15 protein-coding genes are annotated in these 19,593 nt (G+C 70.4%); 9 read left to right on the top strand and 6 right to left on the bottom strand.

What is annotated here, in order from left to right; genetic code table 11:
- Positions 1 to 32: 32 nt before the first annotated feature.
- The 5 genes from AC1G9L_RS13915 to AC1G9L_RS13895 form a co-directional block, all read right to left on the bottom strand.
- Positions 33 to 2,171 carry a methyl-accepting chemotaxis protein gene (locus AC1G9L_RS13915; RefSeq protein WP_481069334.1) on the bottom strand — a complete coding sequence of 713 codons (2,139 nt, stop codon included), beginning with the start codon at positions 2,169 to 2,171 and terminating at the stop codon, positions 33 to 35.
- A 57-nt stretch (positions 2,172 to 2,228) separates the two neighbouring features.
- Entirely contained in the window at positions 2,229 to 4,304 is a 2,076-nt protein-coding gene (locus AC1G9L_RS13910) for a chemotaxis protein CheA (protein WP_481069333.1), read from the bottom strand.
- Between the two features lie 13 nt (positions 4,305 to 4,317).
- Entirely contained in the window at positions 4,318 to 4,638 is a 321-nt protein-coding gene (locus AC1G9L_RS13905) for an STAS domain-containing protein (RefSeq protein ID WP_010343460.1), read from the bottom strand.
- A 426-nt stretch (positions 4,639 to 5,064) separates the two neighbouring features.
- Positions 5,065 to 8,745 (bottom strand): transcription-repair coupling factor, encoded by a 3,681-nt coding sequence (gene mfd, locus AC1G9L_RS13900; protein ID WP_481069332.1) that lies wholly within the window; start codon positions 8,743 to 8,745, stop codon positions 5,065 to 5,067.
- Between the two features lie 118 nt (positions 8,746 to 8,863).
- Positions 8,864 to 9,406 (bottom strand): GNAT family N-acetyltransferase, encoded by a 543-nt coding sequence (locus tag AC1G9L_RS13895; RefSeq protein WP_010343463.1) that lies wholly within the window; start codon positions 9,404 to 9,406, stop codon positions 8,864 to 8,866.
- Positions 9,407 to 9,538: 132 nt separating this feature from the next.
- Between AC1G9L_RS13895 and AC1G9L_RS13890 the strand changes: the two genes are divergently transcribed.
- The gene (locus tag AC1G9L_RS13890; protein WP_019801356.1) at positions 9,539 to 10,501 is read left to right on the top strand and encodes a DUF1963 domain-containing protein; all 963 of its coding nucleotides are present in this window, start codon (positions 9,539 to 9,541) and stop codon (positions 10,499 to 10,501) included.
- A gap of 27 nt (positions 10,502 to 10,528) precedes the next feature.
- Here the strand turns inward: AC1G9L_RS13890 and AC1G9L_RS13885 are convergent, their stop codons facing one another.
- Entirely contained in the window at positions 10,529 to 11,437 is a 909-nt protein-coding gene (locus AC1G9L_RS13885; protein ID WP_019801357.1) for a 23S rRNA (adenine(2030)-N(6))-methyltransferase RlmJ, read from the bottom strand.
- 241 nt (positions 11,438 to 11,678) lie between these two features.
- Between AC1G9L_RS13885 and AC1G9L_RS13880 the strand changes: the two genes are divergently transcribed.
- The 8 genes from AC1G9L_RS13880 (at position 11,679) to AC1G9L_RS13845 (ending at position 19,583) form a co-directional block, all read left to right on the top strand.
- The gene (locus AC1G9L_RS13880; protein ID WP_481069331.1) at positions 11,679 to 12,248 is read left to right on the top strand and encodes a hypothetical protein; all 570 of its coding nucleotides are present in this window, start codon (positions 11,679 to 11,681) and stop codon (positions 12,246 to 12,248) included.
- Positions 12,137 to 13,597, top strand: coding sequence for a GGDEF domain-containing protein (locus AC1G9L_RS13875; RefSeq protein WP_481069330.1), 1,461 nt, complete (start codon positions 12,137 to 12,139; stop codon positions 13,595 to 13,597). Before AC1G9L_RS13880 ends, AC1G9L_RS13875 begins: the two co-directional genes overlap by 112 nt.
- Before the next feature lie 57 nt (positions 13,598 to 13,654).
- Positions 13,655 to 14,365 (top strand): two-component system response regulator CreB, encoded by a 711-nt coding sequence (gene creB / locus AC1G9L_RS13870; protein WP_019799918.1) that lies wholly within the window; start codon positions 13,655 to 13,657, stop codon positions 14,363 to 14,365.
- A 1-nt stretch (position 14,366) separates the two neighbouring features.
- Positions 14,367 to 15,809, top strand: coding sequence for a two-component system sensor histidine kinase CreC (gene creC, locus AC1G9L_RS13865; RefSeq protein WP_481069329.1), 1,443 nt, complete (start codon positions 14,367 to 14,369; stop codon positions 15,807 to 15,809).
- A gap of 221 nt (positions 15,810 to 16,030) precedes the next feature.
- Positions 16,031 to 17,350: a cell envelope integrity protein CreD gene (creD, locus tag AC1G9L_RS13860; RefSeq protein WP_019801546.1), complete on the top strand. Its 1,320-nt coding sequence runs from the start codon at positions 16,031 to 16,033 to the stop codon at positions 17,348 to 17,350.
- Between the two features lie 21 nt (positions 17,351 to 17,371).
- On the top strand, positions 17,372 to 17,809 hold the full coding sequence (locus tag AC1G9L_RS13855; protein ID WP_481069328.1) for a hypothetical protein: 438 nt from the start codon (positions 17,372 to 17,374) through the stop codon (positions 17,807 to 17,809).
- A gap of 287 nt (positions 17,810 to 18,096) precedes the next feature.
- Positions 18,097 to 18,702 (top strand): GNAT family N-acetyltransferase, encoded by a 606-nt coding sequence (locus AC1G9L_RS13850; RefSeq protein ID WP_019799192.1) that lies wholly within the window; start codon positions 18,097 to 18,099, stop codon positions 18,700 to 18,702.
- Positions 18,699 to 19,583 carry a nitrilase-related carbon-nitrogen hydrolase gene (locus AC1G9L_RS13845; protein ID WP_019799193.1) on the top strand — a complete coding sequence of 295 codons (885 nt, stop codon included), beginning with the start codon at positions 18,699 to 18,701 and terminating at the stop codon, positions 19,581 to 19,583. Before AC1G9L_RS13850 ends, AC1G9L_RS13845 begins: the two co-directional genes overlap by 4 nt.
- Positions 19,584 to 19,593 lie beyond the last annotated feature (10 nt).

Here is a 19,593-nt window from a genome sequence, read left to right as displayed (position 1 = left end):
TCCCCGGCCTGGCAGGCCGGGACGGAAAGAGATCAGAACGAAACGAACGCGGCTTCTTCCAGGCGCGCGGCCTGGGCGGTGGCCGCCGGGCCGCCGAAGCTGCGGGCGCGTGGTGTGCGCTGCATCGACGTGGGCAGTCGCCGCGGTTGCGGGGTCGATGCCGGGGCGGTGCTGGCGCCGGTGGTGAAGAAACTCATGAGCGTTTGCAACTGTTCTGCCTGGCTGCTTACTTCTTCGGCCGTGGCGGCCAATTCTTCAGCGTTGGCAGCGGATTGCTGTGTTGTCTGGCTGAGCTGAACGACCGCGGCGTTGATCTGGCCGACGCCCGTGCTCTGTTCCTCGGAGGCGGCGGTGATCTCCTGCACCAGGTCGGAGGTGCGGCGGATCGACGGTTCCATCTCGCCGAGCAGGCGCCCGGTGGTCTCGGCCAGGGTCACGCTGGTGCTGGCGACGTCGCCGATCTCGTGCGCAGCGACCTGGCTGCGCTCGGCCAGCTTGCGCACCTCGGCAGCGACCACGGCGAAGCCCTTGCCATGCTCGCCGGCGCGTGCGGCCTCGATCGCCGCGTTCAGCGCCAGCAGGTTGGTCTGGTAAGCGATGTCGTCGATGATGCCGATCTTGCGCGCGATCTCCTTCATCGCCGAGACGGTGGCGCGCACCGCCTCGCCGCTTTCGGCAGCCTCGCGCGAGGCCTTGGCGGCCATGCCGTCGGTGACCTTGGCGTTTTCCGCGTTCTGCGCGATGGAGCCGGTCATCTGCTCCAGCGAGGCGCTGGTCTCCTCCACGCCGGCGGCCTGCTCGCTGGCCGCCTGGCTCAGCGATTGCGCGGTGGAGGACAGTTCTTCGGCGGCGCTGGCCAGGGTGACGGCGTTGCCGTTGACCTCGTTGACGATGCTGGTGAGCTTGTCGATGGTGGCGTTGACGTAGCGCTGCATGTCGGCGAAGGCGCCCTCGTAGTGGCCCTGCACCTGGCGGCTGAGGTCGCCCTCGGCCATCGCGCCCATCACCTTGATCACGTCGCCGACGCTGCGCAGGTTGCCGCGGGTCTGTTCGATGATCTCGTTGATGAAGGCCTTCTTGCCCGGCAGTTGCGGCATCGGCGCGTCGAAATTGCCGCGGCCGAACTCGGCCACCACGCCCAGCGCCTGCTTCTTGACAGCGATGTGCGCGGCGACCATGCGGTTGATGGCCTTGCCGATCGCGCAGAACTGCCCGTCCAGGTGCGCGCAGTCGATCTGCACGTCAATGTCGCCCAGGTCGTGCTCCTCGGACATGCGCGCGATCTCGCCGATCAGGCGCCTGAAGTTGCCACGCACCTGCTCGATGGTGTCGTTGATGAAGGCCTTCTTGCCGGGCAACTGCGGCATGCCCACGTCGAAGTTGCCGCGGCCGAACTCGGCGATCACGCCCATCGCCTGCTTCTTGACCGCGATGTGGCTGCCGACCATGCGGTTGATGCCGTCGGCCATGCTGCGGAAATCGCCCTGGAAGTGTGCGCTGTCGATGCTGGCGTCGATCTCGCCGGCATCGTGCTCCTCGGCGACGCGGCGCATTTCGGCGATCAGGCCGAGCATGTTGCGCCGCACCTGCTCGATGGTGTCGTTGATGTAGGCATTCTTGTCCGGGAACGCGGCCAGCGGCGCGGCGAAGTTGCCGCGGCCGAACTCGCCCACGCAGTCGATCGCCTGCTTGCAGACGCCGATGTGGGCGCCGACCAACTGGTTGATGTCGCCGGTCACGGTGCGGTAGGCGCCGCTGGCCTGCGTCGCATCCAGCATCACGTCGCAGTCGCCGGCGGCGTGCGCGTGGGTCATGTGCGCGACGTCGGCCTGCAACTGCCGCAGCGGCCGCTGCGCGGCGAGCAGGGCCTGGCCGATCTCGCTGCCGCCGGTCGCCGCGTCCACGCGGTCCAGTTCGCCCTGCGCCAGCGCCTGCAGACCGGTGCGGGCCAGCTCCAGCTCGCGCTGCGCGGCAGCGGCCGCCTGCTGTGCCGCGTGCACGCTGCGGCCCAGCAGCAGGCCGGCGACCAGCGTGGCCACGGCGACCAGGGTCCAGGCGAGGCCGCTGGCCAGCGGCAGCGCCAGCGCTGCGACAGCGGCGGCGGCAGGCAGGGCGACGGCGACGACGGCGGTCGTCGGCAGGGTGGTAAGGGGCGTCCGGTTCTGGGACATGGCGGCGATTCCTGGTTGATGGCGCGACGTATGAATGACGGCGGGCGGTGCGGCGGCTCAGGCCGCCAGCGATTCGGCGCCGGGTTGCAACTGGCCGAGCAGCGACGGCACGTCCAGGATCAACGCGACCCCACCGCTGCCGAGAATGCTGGAGCCACTGATGCCCTTGACCTGGGCGAAGACCTTGGAGAGCGGCTTGATCACGGTCTGCCACTCGCCGAGCAGGGTGTCGACCACCAGGCCGAACCGCTGCGCGCCCTGGCGGATCACCACGATGCTCTCGCGCGCCGGCGGCGCGCCGGCGATGGCGAACAGCGAGCGCAGGCGTACGTAGGGCAGCACGTTGCCGCGCAGGTCGATGTACTCGCTCTGGTAGTTCGGCGCGAACTCCACGCATTCCTCGACCACGTCCAGCGGCACCACGAACACCGACTTGCCGACCCCGACCTGGAAGCCGTTGATGATGGCCAGGGTCAGCGGCAGCCGCACCGAGATGGTGGTGCCGACGTCCTGCTGGCTGCTGATGTCCACGCTGCCGCGCAGCGCGGCGATGTTGCGCTTGACCACGTCCATGCCGACCCCGCGGCCGGACAGGTTGGTGACCTTCTCGGCGGTGGAGAAGCCCGGCTCGAAGATCAGCGCGAACACTTCGCGGTCCGAGAGCTGGCGGCCGGGTTCGATCAGGCCGCGCTCCAGCGCCTTGGCCAGGATCCGGTCGCGGTTGAGGCCGCCGCCGTCGTCGCTGATCTGGATGACGATGCTGCCGGAATCGTGGAAGGCGTTGAGCCGCACGGTGCCGCGTACCGGCTTGCCGCGCGCCTGGCGCACCTCGGCCGGTTCGATGCCGTGATCCATGGCGTTGCGCACCAGGTGGGTCAGCGGATCGGCGATCTTCTCCACCACCGACTTGTCCAGCTCGGTGTCCTCGCCATTGACCACCAGCGCGATGTCCTTGCCCAGCTCGCGGGCCACGTCGTGGACCACGCGGTGGAAGCGGCTGAAGGTGCCGCCGATCTTGACCATGCGCAGCTGCAGCGCGCTTTCGCGCACCTCTTCGACCAGCCCGGCCAGGATCGAGGTGGATTCCAGCAATTGCGCATCGCCGGTGCGCTGGGCGTTGGCGCCGGTGCTGGCGACGGCGATGATCAGCTCGCCGACCAGGTCGATCATGCGGTCCAGCTTGTCGGCGTCGACGCGGATCGAGCCGCCTTCCCCGCGCGCGCCCGCGGCTTTGGCCGGGCCGGCGCTGGCGGCAGTGGCGGCCGCTGCCGCCGGCGTGCTGGCCGCGGCGGGCGCGGCCGCAACCGGCGCGTCGGCGTTGTCGAACCCGGCGAAATCGTCGGCACTGGCCTGGCTGCCGGCCTCGGCCACCAGCAGCGGCAGATCCAGGTTGGCGGCGTCGCCCTGCGGGTCCACCGCCAGCACCTGCAGGTCGCAGTCGTCGCGCACGAATTCGAAGATGTCCTCGATCGCGGCCTGTTGCGCGTCGCTGCGCAGCAGGATGTCGAAGCCCAGGTAGCAGGCTTCCGGATCCAGGTCCGGCAGCGCCGGCACGCGGTCGTGGCGGGTGCGCACCGCTTCCAGGCTGCCGAGGCTGCGCAGGCAGCGGATCAGGTGCAGCGGCGAGTTGCCGAAGCGCAGCGCATCGGTGAACAGCTGCAGCGAGATTCGCCAGTAGCCGGTGTGCGCGGGCACGGCCGGCGCTGCCGCGGCGGCGCTTGCCTTGGCCGCCGGCGTGGCGGCGGGTTGCAGGTAGGTCTGCAGGCGTTGCAGCAGCGGCGCGCCGTCGGCGTTGAGCGTGGCTTCGTCGGCCTTGCCGCCGGCCGCGGCTTCCACCAGCGCGCGGATGTGGTCGCAGCAGGCCAGCATCAGTTGGATCAGCTCCGAATCCAGCGCGACCGCTTGCTCGCGCACCAGGTCCAGCACGCTCTCCACCACGTGGGTGAAGCCGACCAGTTGCGCCAGGTCGAACAGGCCACCGGAGCCCTTGATGGTGTGAGCGGCGCGAAAGATCGCGTTGACCGAATCGGGACCGGCTTCGCCGCGCTCGGCTTCCAACAGATTGCGCTCCATGTCCTCGAGCAGGTCGCGGCTCTCGGCGATGAAGGTCTGCAGCAATTGATCCATGTTCATGTCGTGCTGCCGATTAGTGAAGGGTGTCGTCGCCGACGCGCTCGAACGCGTCGTCCAGGCCGAGCAGGGCCAGCGCATCGCCGACCGCGGTGCTGCAGCCCTCGAGCTGGAATGGGCGTCCCAGCGCGCGCAGCGCGGCCTGGGTGGCCAGCAGCAGTTGCACGCCGGTGGCGTCGATGTCGGTCACCTCCTGCAACTGCAGGCGCAACCCGCCGGGATGTTCCAGCGCGGGCAGCAGCAGCGGCTTGAGTTCGGCCGCACGGCGGATGGTCATGTCGCCGTCCACGATCAGCTGCAGCGGCGGATCCTGTTCGTCGGGGGGCGTCGAGCGCATGGCGGGTCTCCGGCAGGGAAGTGGGAAAAGCCGGTGTCGCCGGCTTCGGTGAAAGCGATATCGGCGCGGACAGGAAATATTTAGAAATATTTAGCACGCGTGAAGCATTTGTCTCCCACACCGGACGCAAGCCTGAGTGGTTCAGACCAGCGCAAGATGCGCATCCCATAAACGCTTTGGCCGCGGTGTGCTTCAAGGTCTGTTGCACGTGCCGTGCCAAACGAGACGGCGCGTGAAGACGTCAAAAAAGCCGCGCGACGCGTGTTCGTCGGTCTTCACGTGAAGACCGCAGCGTCCGCGTGTTGCGTCAGCTGCAGGCGCGCCGTACGCCGCCGCATGTCGCGATGGCGTGTGTGGGAAAGACAACTGCGGCCCCTGTACGGTGGCCGCTCGTGGGCGCAGTGCGGGCAGGGTCGCCCGCGTCGCTCAGCGTGGCGACAGCGCGGTCAGCAGCCCGCGCGCGGCATTGAAACGGTCGGCCGCTTCCGGCAGCGGCAGCTTGAGCTTCAGCTTGTCCGGGCCATCCATCGCGTACAGCTTGGGCTGCTTCTGGATCATCTGGATGATGGTCATCGGATCCACGTTGGGCTTGGCCTCGAACACCAGGCGTCCGCCGTGTTCGCCCAGTTCCAGCTTGCGGATGCCCAGCGCATTGGCCTGCAGCTTCAGTTCGGCGATCGCGAACAGGTGCTTCACCGGATCCGGCAGCAGGCCGAAGCGGTCGATCATCTCCACCTGCAGTTCGCGCAGGCCGTCGCTGTCGCGGGCGCTGGAGATGCGCTTGTACAGGGTCAGGCGCGTATGCACGTCGGGCAGGTAGTCGTCGGGGATCAGCGCCGGCACATGCAGTTCCACTTCGGCGCCGCGTACTTCCTCGCCGGCATCCAGGTCCGGCAGCTTGCCCTGGCGAATGCTGCGCACCGCGCGTTCCAGCAGCTCGGTGTACAGGCTGAAGCCGACCTCGGCCATCTGCCCGCTCTGGTCCTCGCCGAGCAGTTCGCCGGCGCCGCGGATTTCCAGATCGTGGGTGGCGAGGGTGAAGCCGGCGCCCAGTTCGTCCATCGAGGCGATCGCATCCAGGCGCTTCTGCGCATCGGGGGTGATGCTGCGCCGGTCCGGTACCAGCAGATAGGCGTAGGCGCGATGGTGCGAACGGCCGACGCGGCCGCGCAACTGGTGCAGCTGCGCCAGGCCGAAACGGTCGGCGCGGTTGATGACGATGGTGTTGGCGTTGGGGATGTCGATGCCCGATTCGATGATCGTGGTCGACAGCAGCACGTTGAAGCGCTGCTTCTGGAAATCCAGCATCACCTTTTCCAGCTCGCGCTCGGGCATCTGCCCGTGGGCGATACCGATGCGCGCTTCCGGCACAAGTTCGCTCAGCTCGCGCTGCATGCGGCCGATGCTCTCCACGTCGTTGTACAGAAAGTACAGCTGGCCGCCGCGCGCCAGTTCGCGCTGGAAGGCTTCGCGCAGCAGCGCGTTATCCCATTGGGTGACGAAGGTCTGCACCGCCAGCCGGTTCGGCGGCGGCGTGGCGATGATCGACAGGTCGCGCAGGCCGGCCATGGCCATGTTCAAGGTGCGCGGGATCGGCGTGGCGGTAAGGGTCAGCAGGTGCACGTTGGCACGCAGCGCCTTCAGCGCTTCCTTCTGGCGCACACCGAAGCGCTGCTCCTCGTCGACGATGACCATGCCCAGGTCCTTGAACTTCACGTCCGGCTGCAGCAGGCGATGGGTGCCGACGATCACGTCGATGCTGCCGGCGGCGACCTTCTCCAGCTCGGCCTTGATCTCCTTGCTGCTCTTGAAGCGCGACAGCACCTCGACCTTGAGCGGGTAGTCGGCGAAGCGGTCGCGGAAGTTGCGGTAGTGCTGTTCGGCCAGCAGCGTGGTCGGCACCAGCACCGCCACCTGCTTGCCGGCGCTGGCCGCGGCGAAGGCCGCGCGCACCGCGACCTCGGTCTTGCCGAAACCGACGTCGCCGCACACTACGCGGTCCATCGGCTGGCTGCTGGCCAGGTCGCGCAGGGTGGCGTCGATCGCGGCCAACTGGTCCGGGGTTTCCTCGAACGGGAAGCCGGCGGCGAACGGTTCGTACATCGCCCGGTCCACCTGCAGCGCCAGCCCGGCGCGGGCCTGGCGCCGCGCCTGGATCTCCAGCAGCTCCGCGGCCACGTCGCGCACCTTCTCGGCGGCCTTGCGCTTGGCCTTGGTCCATTGCTCGCCGCCCAGCGAATGCAGCGGCGCGGTCTCGGCCGAGGCGCCGGAGTAGCGGCTGATCAGGTGCAACTGCGCGACCGGCACGTACAGCCGGTCGCCCTTGGCGTACTCGATTTCCAGGAACTCGCCGGGCATGCCGCCGGCATCGAGCACGATCAGCCCGCGGTAGCGGCCGACGCCGTGGTCCTCGTGCACGATCGGCGCGCCCTCGGACAGCTCGCCCAGGTCGCGGATGATCGCTTCCGGCTCGCGCCCCACGCGCCGGCTGCGCCGCGGCTGGCTGGCGCGCTCGGGGAACAACTGGCGCTCGGTCAGCACCGCGATGCGCGGCTCCTGCAACGCGAAGCCGTCGTCGAGCGGCGCCACGGCAATGGCAAAGCGTGCAGCATCAAGCCCCTCTCCCTCCGGCGACCGCAGGGAGTCCCCGTGGGAGAGAGGGGTTGGGGTGAGGGTCCGACCGCTAGTGGAGCCCGTCTGCGCAACCGTGGAACTTGCCGAAGCACCCGCCTTCTTCGATGAGGGCCGCGCAGACGCCGCACCCTCATCCGGCGCTTCGCGCCACCTTCTCCCGGTGGGAGAAGGAACAAATGCCGCGAAATTCGGCAGCACCTCCGGCTTCAACTCCGCGGCCGCCAACACTTCCAGCAGCGCCTCGCGGCGGCCCGGCGAATCGGCCGCGATCAGCACCCGGCCCGGGTAGTGATCGAGGAAGCTCTTCAGCGCTGCGCCCGGTGCGGCGTCCTTGGCCGCCACCGGCAGCGGCGGCAGCGGCTGGTCGCCCAGCGCCTGCGCCTCGTCGATGCGTGGATGGTCGGCGGCCCACACGTCGATGCGCGGCAGCCCGTTGAGGCGTTCGCGCAGCGCGTCCGGCGCCTGGTACAGCTCCTCCGGCGCCAGCAGCGGGCGCTCCACGTCGTGGCGGCGTTGCTCGTAGCGGGCCTGGGTCTGCGCCCAGAACGCGTCGGCGGCGGCGCCCACGCCCGGGGCGATCAGCGGCAGCACGTGCTCGCCCAGGTAATCGAACAGGGTGGCGGTGGCCTCGCGCGCGCCGCTGCCACGGGTCTCCTGGAAGAACAGCGGCAGGTAGTACTCGATGCCCGACGGCGCCAGCCCGGCCTTCAGATCCTGGTACAGCGCGCTGCGCCGGGTGTCCACGTCGAAACGTTCGCGCAGCGCGGCCAACACCCGCTCCACGCTCGCATCGTCCATCGGCACTTCGCGCCCGGGCAGCATGCGCACCGCCTGCACATGATCCAGCGAACGCTGCGACTCCGGGTCGAAGGCGCGGATCGAATCGATGTCCTCGTCCAGCAGTTCGATGCGCAACGGTGCGTCGGTGCCCATCGGGTACACGTCGAGCAGGCCGCCGCGCACGGCGAAATCGCCCGGGTCCATCACCTGCGGCACGTTGCGGTAGCCGGCGCTTTCCAGCCGCCGCTTCTCCGCATCCAGGTCCAGGCGCTGGCCCACGCGCAGGTCGAAACTGCCGCCGACGATGTAGCGCAGCGGCGCCACCCGCTGCATCAGCGTCTGCACCGGCACCACCACGATGCCCTGGGTCAGCGTCGGCAGCCGGTGCAGCGCGGCCAGGCGCTGGCTGACGATGTCCGGGTGCGGACTGAACTGGTCGTAGGGCAGGGTTTCCCAGTCCGGAAACGGCACCACCGGCAGGCCCGGATCGTCGCCGAGCAGGCTGTGCAGGTCGGCTTCGAGCTGATGCGCGCTCTGGTTGTCGCGTGCGACCACCAGCAACGGCCCGCGATGCGCGGACGCGGCGCAGGCGATGTGCCAGGCCAGTGCGGTGGAGGACGCGGGAGCGCGCCAGTGCGCGCGGAGCTGGCCGGACTTGGGCAGCGGCGGAACGGGGAAGGGAAGGGGCGGCATGGACCGTGGAGTTTAGCAAAGCCGGGTGCCGCGACCGGCGCGGCGCAACCCGGGAAACGCCGCGCGCCGGTTGGCTGCGCGGGAGGGGATGGCGAAGAGTAGGTCGGTGCGCGGGGACTCAGTTACCCAGTTCCAGCACCACCCGCACCAGGTCCGGATTGTCCGGATGCGGCATGCGCTGGAAGCCCAGCGACTCGGCCAGCTGCAGCATCGGCACGTTGCGTTCGAGCACGTCGCCGTAGAGCCGGTCCAGGTACTTGCGGCGCGCCCACTTGACCAGCTTGCGCATCAGTTGCCGGCCCAGCCCTTGCCCGGAGACGAAGCTGCTGACCAGGATCGCGTACTGCGCCTCGCGGGTGCCGGGGTTGATCGCCGCGCGCGCCACCGCGCCGACCACGGCCTCGCCCGGCGGCAGCGGCTCGGCCGCGACCAGGATCAGCTCCGACTTCGGATTGGGATGGGTGAGGCGTTGCGCCATGTCCTCGGTCAGTTCCTGCGTCGAATGCAGGAAGCGCTCGCGGATCTCGGTCGGCCCGAGCAGGCCGAAGGCACCCTGCAGCGGCGCGCTGTCCTCCGGCCGGATCGGCCGGATCAGCAATTCGCGCCCACTGGGCAGGGTGAAGGTTTCATGCCACGGAGGCATGCGGTTGCGGGTAGCCATGGCCGTATGATCCTCGACGAAGCCTGGATTCTCGCATTACCAAAACCTTACGCCCGTGAACGCAGCGTCCTGCCGATGTGCCGTTCGGGTGGTCTTGCTAGAGTGGCGCTTCGTTCAAGGGAATGCACGACGATGAAGACATCGCATGCCGTGGCCGTCTCCGCGGCGATCGGGCTGGGCCTGGCCGCGCTGCTGGTGGGGTTGCTGGTGGGCGGTGGCAGGTGGCTGCTGCGCGCGCAGCACCACGACACGCCGACCGCTACTGCCGCCGCTCCAGTCGCCGATGCGGAGCAACTGGCGACACAGGCATTGGCCCCGTACCAGGTGCGCCTGCAGGCCACGCGCCGGCCGGTGCTGCAGGTGCAACTGCAGCCGATGGCGCAGGACGATCGCCTGGCCAGCAAGGTCGGCGGGCGTCCCTACTGGACCGCGGACAGGCCGTATCCGCACGCGGCCGACGGCCAGCCGCTGGCGCTGCTGGCGCAGATCGATCTGGCGCGGATACCGCCGCTGCCCGGCTACCCGCGCCAGGGCATGCTGCAGTTCTTCATCGGCGGCGACGATTTCTACGGGGCCAACTTCGGTGGCGCGCGCAGCGACCTGGCCGCGTTGAGCGAACAACGCAATTTCCGCGTGGTGTACTGGCCGCAGCCGAAGGCGTCGGCGCGGCAGGCCGAGGTGCCGTTGCTGGCGGCCGACACGCTGCCGTTCGATCCGGCGCGGCCGCGGGCGATGCGGTTCGACGCCGGCGAGGAAACCACCGGCAGCAGCGATGTGCGCTTCGAGCAGGTGATGGGCAGGCCGCTGGAGCAGGTGGCCGCCGCCTACGCCAAGCGCCACGCGGTGTCGCAGGATGCGGTGGACGACGCGCTGTTCGATGCGCTGAGCCGTGGCGGCAACAAGCTCGGCGGCTACCCGGAGTTCACCCAGGAAGACCCGCGTACCCTGCAGGACAAGCAGGTCCTGCTGCTGCAGTTGGACAGCGACGAGGAGATGATGTGGGGCGACAGCGGCGTCGCCAATTTCTTCATCGATCCGGACGACCTGCGGCGCGGCGATTTCAGCCGGGTCGCCTACCACTGGGACTGCTTCTGAGCGCACGAGTGCGCCGCCGCCAACACCTCACGCCTCGCGCTTGAGCCACTCCAGGCGCGTGCTGGCGCCGGCCTCGCCCAGGTGCGCCTTCAGCGGCGGCAGCGCCTGCGCCAGCACCTGCTCGAACTGCCAGGGCGGATTGAGCAGCAGCATGCCGCTGCCGTTGAGCCGCAGCGGCGAATCGTCCGGGCGCACCTGCAGTTCGGCGACCAGCGCCGACGCCACCGGCAACGCCGCGGCCTTGCGGAAGAACGGCTGCAGGCTGCGGCGCTGCTTGATCGGATACCACACCGCGCACACCGCCTGCGGCCAGCGGCTCAGGGTCTCGCGCAGCGCGGCCACGATAAGCGGGTACTCGGCGTCCTGCGCTTCGTAGGGCGGATCGATCAGCACCAGCCCGCGGCCGATCCGGTTGGCCCCGGACTTCGGCGGCAGGAACGCCTTGATCGCTGCATAGCCGTCGCCGGCATGCACCTGCACGCGGCGGTCGTGGGCGAACAACGCCTTGAGTTCGGCGGCTTCCTCGGGCTGCAGTTCGCAGGCGGCCAACCGGTCCTGCGTGCGCAGCGCCTGCGCCACCAGCAGCGGCGAGCCGGGATAGTGCTTTAGTTGAATCCCCGCACAAGGACGTGCGGGCTTTTGCGAGGGACTCGCATCTTTCCCTCCCACTGGGTTGTCGGCCTGCACTGCGCGCAGATAGCGCTCCACCACCTCCGGCAGGGTCGGCTGGCCCATCAGCCGCAGCACGCCGGCGACCGCCTCGCCGGTCTTGCGCGCCTCGCTGGCCGCAAACAGGTAGCGGCCGCGCCCGGCGTGGGTGTCGAGCACGAAGAACGGGCTGTCCTTGCGCTTGAACGCATCGAGCAGCGCCAGCAGCACGATGTGCTTGAGGACGTCGGCATGGTTGCCGGCGTGGAAGGCGTGGCGGTAATTCATCCGCGCAGTGTACGGGGCGCCACGTCGGCCGGCCACGCCTGCCGCGATGCCGGGCAGGGCGTCTCCGCCGCCGCGGTACACTAGGCGGGTGGCCGCTCGCGGCCGCGGCGCTTTCCGGGCCTGGGGCCGGACGGCGTGGACGATTGGGCCTGTGCACCCGGGCGCAGGCGTCGTCGCAGCGTTCGGGTGCGCAGTGCCGATGCCAGATGGGCGGTCGGCGAGTGCCACGGTCTGCATGTCGATGCCTTCTTCCCTGTTGCTCGGTGTTCTTGCACTGGCACTGCCGTTCGCCGCATTCGGCGCCGCCCGTGCCGAGCCATCCAGCCCCCGCGCGGCACAGGCTGCGGCGTTCGATGCGCTGATCGAGGATGTCGGTGCGCACGGCAAGGACATGGCCGCCGACGAGCAGGCCTACCGCGTCGCGCATGCGCGGCTGCAGGCGCTGCTGCCTGCCAGCGACCCGGTGCGGCGCGCGCGCCTGGACGCCTTCGACTGCCAGCATTTTCCGCAGGGTCCGGCCGCGGCGGTGGAGCAGGCGCGGCGCGGCGCGCGCGGCGCGATCGCGCGCACCCATGTGCAGGTCCGGCTGGAGTACCTGCTGTGCGAAACCTATGCGCTGTACAACGACGGCCAGCGCCCGGCCTATCTGCGGCCCGCCACCACGATCCTGGCGCTGACCGACGCGCAGCGGTCCTGCGCATGCGTGCCTTCGCCGAGCGCGACGCCGGCCACTACGCGCAGTCGCTGCGCACCCTGCAGGAACTGCGTGCGCTCGACGCACGGCGCGATGGCGGCTGGGTGGCGCTGCTGACCCTGATCGGCATCGCCGACGCCTACCTGGACATGGGCCTGCTGGACCTGTCGCAGCAGGTCGTCGCCGAGGTCCTGCAGCGGGCCAGGCAGGGCGATGGCGGCTACATGCAGGCGCTGGCGGTGGAGCGTGAAGGCGCCATCGCCGAGCAGCGTGGCGACCTGCCGGCGGCGCTGGCCGCCTATCTGCGCGCAGCGGAACTGCATGGCCGGCATCCGCAGGAAGGCTCGCAGGCGTCGTTGCTGCTGCGCGCGGCCCGGGTCAACGCGCTGCTGGGCAACCTGCCGCAGGCACGCGCGCAGCGGCAGCAGGCCGAGGCGCAACTGGTCGCGATGGGCGCCACGCGGCTGATGCGCGCGCGGCGTGACTACGTGGACGCGCTGATCACCGAACGCAGCGGCGATGCGCGGGCCGCGCTGGCGCTGGTCGAGCGGGCCGAGCAGGGCTACCGCGCCAACGGCGACCTGCGCAGCCTCAGCGACGTGCTCGACCTCAAGGCCACGGCCTTGCGCGCGCTGGGCGCCTGGCGCCAGGCGCTGGATGCGCGCGAGGCGCAGATGCGCGTGCAGCAGGAACTGGACACGCGCATGCAGCGCGAGCAATCGCAATTCCTGATCGCCGAGTCGGAAAGCCGCGAGCGCGACCTGGCGGCGCTGCAACTGGCGCAGAAGGCCGAAACCCAGCGCAACCGGCTGCAGGCGATGGAGCGCGAGGCGACTCTGCGGCGCGCGTTGCTGGGCGCGGCGCTGCTGTTGCTGGCCGTGCTGGGCGGCGTGCTGTTCCTGACCCTCGGGCGCCTGCGCGGCGCCCGCCGCGAAGTGCGCATCGACAGCCTCACCGGCGTCGCCTCGCGGCGCCAGGTGCTGGCCGAACTCGACACTGCACTGACTGTGTTGCCGCGCGGCGGGCGCATGCCGCTGTCGGTGCTGGCGCTGGACGTGGATCACTTCAAGCGGATCAACGACGAGCACGGCCACGCTGCGGGCGACCAGGTGCTGCGGCTGGTCGCCACGACCCTGCGCCAGCGCCTGCGCAGGAACGACAGCTTCGGCCGCACCGGCGGCGAGGAGTTCCTGGCGTTGCTGCCCGGTGCCACCTGCGCCGAGGCGAGCCAACTGGCGGGGCAGCTGCGCGAGGTGCTGGAACGGCAGGCGTTCGACGCGATCGTGCCGGGCCTGCGCCTGACCGTCAGCATCGGCGTCGCCGAGGCCGGCGCCGGCGAGAGCAGCCAGGCGCTGCTGGCGCGCGCCGATGCGGCGCTGTACCGGGCCAAGCACGGTGGTCGCAACCGGGTGGAGCTGGCGGCGCCGCCGGGCGCGGCCCACCTGCGCGGCGGCAGCGATCGCTGACGCCGGCCTGTACGCGCCGCACGCCGCACGGACTGCCGCGGCGCCTGCGCGGCGGCTATGCTGCGCGCCATGTCCACGCCTGCCGCCGCCTGTGTCCTCGTGGTCGAGGACGAATCCGCCATCGCCGACACCGTGCTGTACGCGCTGCGCAGCGAGGGCTACGCGGTGCGGCATTGCCAGCTCGGGCGCGAGGCGCTGGCGCAGCTGCGCGAGGGCGGCATCGACGTGGTGGTGCTGGACGTGGGCCTGCCGGACCTGAGCGGGTTCGAGGTGTGCCGCACGCTGCGCGGTTTCAGCCAGGTGCCGGTGCTGTTCCTGACCGCGCGCAACGAGGAGATCGACCGTGTGCTCGGCCTGGAACTGGGCGCCGACGACTACATGGCCAAGCCGTTCTCGCCGCGCGAGCTGGTCGCACGGGTGCGGGCGCGGCTGCGGCGCCCGGCGGTGGTGGTGGGCGATGCCGACGCCGGCTGGCAGCAGCACGGCGATTTCGCCATCGACCGCGACGCCCGCCGTATCCGCTGGCAAGGCGTGGTGCTGGACCTGACCCGCTACGAGTACGCGCTGCTGGCGGCGCTGCTGCAGCGGCCCGGTGCCATTCTCAGCCGCGCGCAACTGATGGACCGCGGTTGGGACAGCAGCGCCGACAGCGCCGACCGCACGGTCGATACCCACATCAAGACCCTGCGCGCCAAATTGCGCGCGGCCGGCGCCGTCCACGATCCGATCCGCACCCATCGCGGCCTCGGCTACGCGCTGGAGGCCTGAGGTGCGGCTGGGGCTGAAGCTGTTCCTGGGCTTCTTCCTGATCGTGGGCGTGGCCGCCTTCTTCGTGATGCGGGTGTTCGTCAACGAGGTCAAGCCGGGCGTGCGCCAGGCGATGGAATCGACCCTGGTGGACGCGGCCAACGTGCTGGCGCAGATGGCCGCGCAGGACCTGAAGGACGGGCGCATCGCCAGCGGCCGCTTCGCCCGCGACCTAGCGGCGGCACAGCGGCGCGATCCACGCGCGATGGTCTGGCGTTTCCCCAAGCACAGCGTCGACTACCGCGTCACCATCACGGATGCGGCGGGCATCGTGGTGTTCGACTCGCGCGGGCAGGACATCGGCCGCGACAACGCGCGCTGGAACGACGTGTACCGCACCTTGCGCGGCGAGTACGGTGCCCGCTCCAGCCCCGAGGCCGACGGCGACCCCAACCACACGGTGATGCATGTGGCCGCGCCGGTCTACGATCCGGCCGAGCCGCAGCGGCTGATCGGCGTGTTGACCCTGTCCCAGCCCAACCGCAGCATCGAGCCGTTCATCGTCGCCAGCCAGCGCAGCATCCTGTTGCGCGGCGCCTGGCTGATCGGCATCTCGGCGCTGATCGGGATCCTGATGACCTGGGGCCTGCTGCGCGGCATCGGCCGGCTCAACCGCTATGCGCAGGCGGTCAGCGCCGGTGCGCCGGTGCCGCCACCGCCGCCGCGTCGCGACGAGATCGGCGATCTCGGCCGTGCGCTGGAGACGATGCGCCGCAAGCTGGAGGGCAAGCAGTACGTCGAGCAGTACGTGCAGTCGCTGACCCACGAGATGAAGAGCCCGCTGGCAGCGATCCGCGGCGCCGCGGAGCTGCTGCAGGAGCCGCTGCCGGAGCCGGAACGGCAGCGCTTCGTGCGCAACATCGCCGAGCAGCAGCAGCGCCTCACCGAGACCATCGACAAGCTGCTGGCGCTGGCCGAGGTCGAGCAGCACGGCTGGCTGCAGCGCCGCGAACCGGTGCCGCTGGCGCCGCTGTGCGCCGACCTGGCCGAAGCGCTGGCGCCGCAACTGCAGGCGCGCGGACTGCAGCTGCAGGTGCAGGCGCTGGATCCGGCCCTGGTGGTGTCGGGCGATCCCTATCTGCTGCGGCAGGCGTTGCACAACCTGCTCGACAACGCCATCGCGTTCTCACCGGAGGGCGCGAGCATCGTGCTGCGCGCCGAACGTGGCACCGATGCGCGCGTGCTGCTGGTGGTGGAGGACGCCGGTCCGGGCGTTCCCGACTACGCGCTGGAACGGGTGTTCGAGCGTTTCTATTCGCTGGCGCGCCCGGCCACCGGCCAGCGCAGCTCCGGCCTCGGCCTGCCGTTCGTGCGCGAGGTGGCGCGCCTGCACGGTGGCGACGCCAGCCTGCGCAACCGCGACGGCGGTGGCGCGGTAGCCTGCCTGGCGTTGCCGCTGGCCTGAGCCGGACCGATTCGCGCGAGAGCGCGCCGAGGCGGCCCGCCGGCGTTCCCGCGTCGGGACTGAAGTCCCTCCCACAGTGGGGGCGCACACCGCGTCGCAAGTACGCCGGCTTTCCAATCCCCATTCCTCATTCCCCGCACTTCACACCCACTTCAAATTCGCCTCAAACCCCGCCCACGCAGCGGTCGCATCCTGGCGCCCTCCCAAATCCAGAGGCCGCCATGAAATCCCTGAAGCTGCTGTTGCGATTCGCCACCATCGGCGGATTGATCCTGTTGTTGCTGATCCCGCTGATGATGATTCGCGGCACCGTGCAGGACCGCCAGCACTACCGCGACGAGGCGGTGGAACGGGTGTCGCAGAGCAAGGCCGGCGAGCAGCGCCTGCTCGGGCCGCTGCGGGTGATCCCGTGGACCCAGGAGCGCGACGTCGCGGTGCTCGACGCCGACGGCAAGCGCGTGACCAAGCGCGAGACCGAGACCGGCTACGTGCTGCAGGCGCCGCGGCGGCTGCAGGTGGAGGGCGAACTGAAGCCCTCGCAGCGCCATATCGGCCTGTTCAAGGTGCAGGTGTACAGCTGGCATGCGCGGCTGAAGGCCGAATTCGAGGATCTCGACTACGCCGCTGCCGACGGCCGCCGCTACGGCACGCCGTACCTGGCGATCGGCCTGCAGGACGTGCGCGGCCTGGTCGGTACGCCCAACCTGCGCGCCGACGGCCGTGCGCTGCCGCTGCAGCCGGGGTCGATGGGCCTGGCCGGCGTCTCCAAGGGCGTGCATGCCGTGCTGCCGGCGTTGCCCGACTCGCAGCAGGGTCGATTGACCGATCTGCACGACGTGCAGATGGAGTTCGTGCTCGACGGCACCCAGGCGCTGTCGATCGTGCCGGTGGGCGACGACAACCAGATCGCGCTGAGTTCGCCGTGGCCGCATCCGCTGTTCGGCGGCCGGTTCCTGCCCAACGAGCGCCGCATCAGCGCGCAGGGCTTCCAGGCGAGCTGGGCGTTGTCGTCGCTGGCCACGGGTGCGCAGGCGCAGGTGAGCGCCGGGGGCGAGGACCTGGATGCCCTGCGCGTGGACCTGGTCGATCCGGTGGATGTGTATACGCAGGCCGAGCGCGCCAGCAAATATGGCCTGCTGTTCGTGGTGCTGACCTTCGTCGCCTTCGGCCTGTTCGAACTGATCAAGCGCCTGCCGATCCATCCGCTGCAGTACCTGCTGGTCGGCCTGGCGCTGGCGATCTTCTTCCTGCTGCTGCTCAGCCTGTCCGAGCACATCCCGTTCTGGCAGGCCTATCTGGTCTCGGCGGTGGCCTGTATCGGATTGCAGTTCTTCTACCTGTCCGGGGTCTTGCGCAGCCGCCTGCGCGCGGCCGGCTTCGCCAGCATGCTCACCGTGCTGTACGGCGCGCTGTACGGCCTGCTGGCCTCGGAAGACAACGCCTTGCTGATGGGCTCGCTGCTGCTGTTCGGCATCCTCGGCGCGATCATGTGGATCACCCGCCGGATCGACTGGTACGAACTCGGCGCGTCGCTGCGCTGAGCCGTCGCGAGGAGATCGGACATGGTCGCGCACCGTCATCTGCATCGGCGTCTGCAGGCGCTGCTGCCCGCCGCCCTGGAAACCCATGGCCTGCACCCCGGCAACCTGCCGGCGACGCTGGCGCGCAGCGCGCAGGCGGCACTGGTCACCGCCGCCGACCGCGGCGGCGCCCTGTGGCTGCGCCTGAGCGAACGCAGCCTCGCGGCCCTGGCCGGCGATGCGGCGACGTTCCTGGGCAGCGCACTGCAGGCGCGTGCGGCCTTGCCGGGCGATGCCGCGCCGTGGCGCTACTGCCCGTGGCGCGCGGTGCGCCGCGATCCGGCCCGGATCGCGGCCGCGGACGCGGAGGACGCCAGCGGCTCCTCTTCCGCGGGTTTCGTCACCTGGGAGGCGCAAGGCCGCGCGCGCCTGCTGGTCTTGCCGGCACAGGCGGCGCTGCTGTGCCGCTGGTGGCGATGAGGTTCGGTGGCTGTGCCGATCGCCGCTGCAGCGGGGCCGGACCGACATCGGCCATCGACGACAGGAACACCGACGGTGGCAGGACGCCCCGCCGGTCACAGGACGGGCAGGACGCTCATGCAGGGATGCGGCAGGGACGTGCACGCAAGGACATCGCCAGGCAGTGCAAGGACGCGCAGGCATCACAGGACGGGCAGGACGCCCCCGCAAGGAAGCGGCAAGGACGCACGCGCCAGGGCAGCGCCAGGCAGGCAGCGCCAGGGAAACGCTTGCGGTAGAGTGCACGGATGCACTCTCCGCTCTCCATTCAGCGCCTGCGCGGCGCCGGGATCGTGCCGTTCCTGGACGCGGTAGCGCAGTTGCGCATCGCGGTGTTCCGCGACTGGCCCTACCTCTACGACGGCGATCTGGGCTACGAACGCGACTACCTGGGCGCCTACGCCGCCTCGCCGGACAGCGTGTTCGTGCTGGCACGCGACGGCGACCGGGTGGTCGGCGCTTCCACCGGGCTGCCGTTGCTCGACGATGCCGAGGCGTTCGCGGCAGCCTTTGCCGGCAGCGAGATCGATCCGGCCGGGGTGTTCTATTTCGGCGAGTCGGTGTTGTTGCCGCAGTACCGCGGCCGCGGTGTCGGCCATGCCTTCTTCGACGAACGCGAGGCGCATGCGCGCGCGCTCGGCCGCTTCCGCCTGACCGCGTTCTGTTCGGTGGAGCGGGCGTCCGACGATCCGCGGCGGCCGCCGGACTATCGCGGCAACGACGCGTTCTGGCGCAAGCGCGGCTACCAACCGCAGCCGGCCTTGCGCATGCACCTGCCGTGGAACGAGGTCGGCCGCGGCGAAACGCCGCATACCCTGGGTTTCTGGACCCGCGCGCTGGAGCCTGTCGCATGAAAGTCGCCGTCGCCAAGTACCCGATCGGCGCGCCCGCCGATTTCGCCGCCTTCGCCGACAAGCAGGCCGCGCTGCTGGGCGAGGCCGCGCAGGCCGGCGCGCAACTGGCGGTGCTGCCGGAGTACCTGTCGCTGGAACTGGCCGCGACTTTCGGCGCCGACGTGTCGGCGCGGCTGCCGGCCTCGCTGGCGGCGATCCAGGCGCTGCATGCGCCGTACCTGGCCTTGTTCGCCGACCTGGCACGGCGCCATCGCCTGCACGTGGTCGCCGGCAGCTTCCTGCTCGACGACGGCCAGGGGCGCTACCGCAATCGCGCCTACTGGTTCACCCCGGACGGCGGCCACGGCTGGCAGGACAAACTGCAACTGACCGGCTTCGAAAAGGCCACCGGCCTGATCGACGGCGGCGAGGCGCTGAAGGTGTTCGAGGCCGAGGGCGTGCGCGCCGGCGTGGCGGTCTGCTACGACAGCGAGTTCCCGCTGCCGGTGCGCGCCCAGTACGAGGCCGGCGCGCGCCTGCTGGTGGTACCCAGTTGCACCGACACCGAGGCCGGCGCCACCCGCGTGCGCGTAGGCTGCCTGGCGCGGGCGCTGGAGAACCGCATCTTCGTGGCCCAGTCGGTGACCGCCGGCGTCGCCGAATGGAGCCCGGCGCTGGACGTGAACACCGGCGAGGCCACGCTGTACGCGCCGATGGACGCCGGCTTCCCTGCCGATGGCATCGTCGCGCAGACCCGCGGCGAGCAGGTCTGGGCGATCGCCGAACTGGATTTCGCCGCGTTCGAAGCCAGCCGCGCCAGCGCGCAAGTGGCCAACGACCGCGACTGGCGCGGGCAACTGGCACCGGCCGTGCTGCGCGCGGAGCTGAGTCGCTTCGCGTAGCCCTGTTCCC

Source organism: Xanthomonas sp. NCPPB 1132, assembly GCF_056629235.1.
Note: the sequence above shows the minus strand (reverse complement) of the source record. Positions and strands in the feature narration are given on the sequence as shown.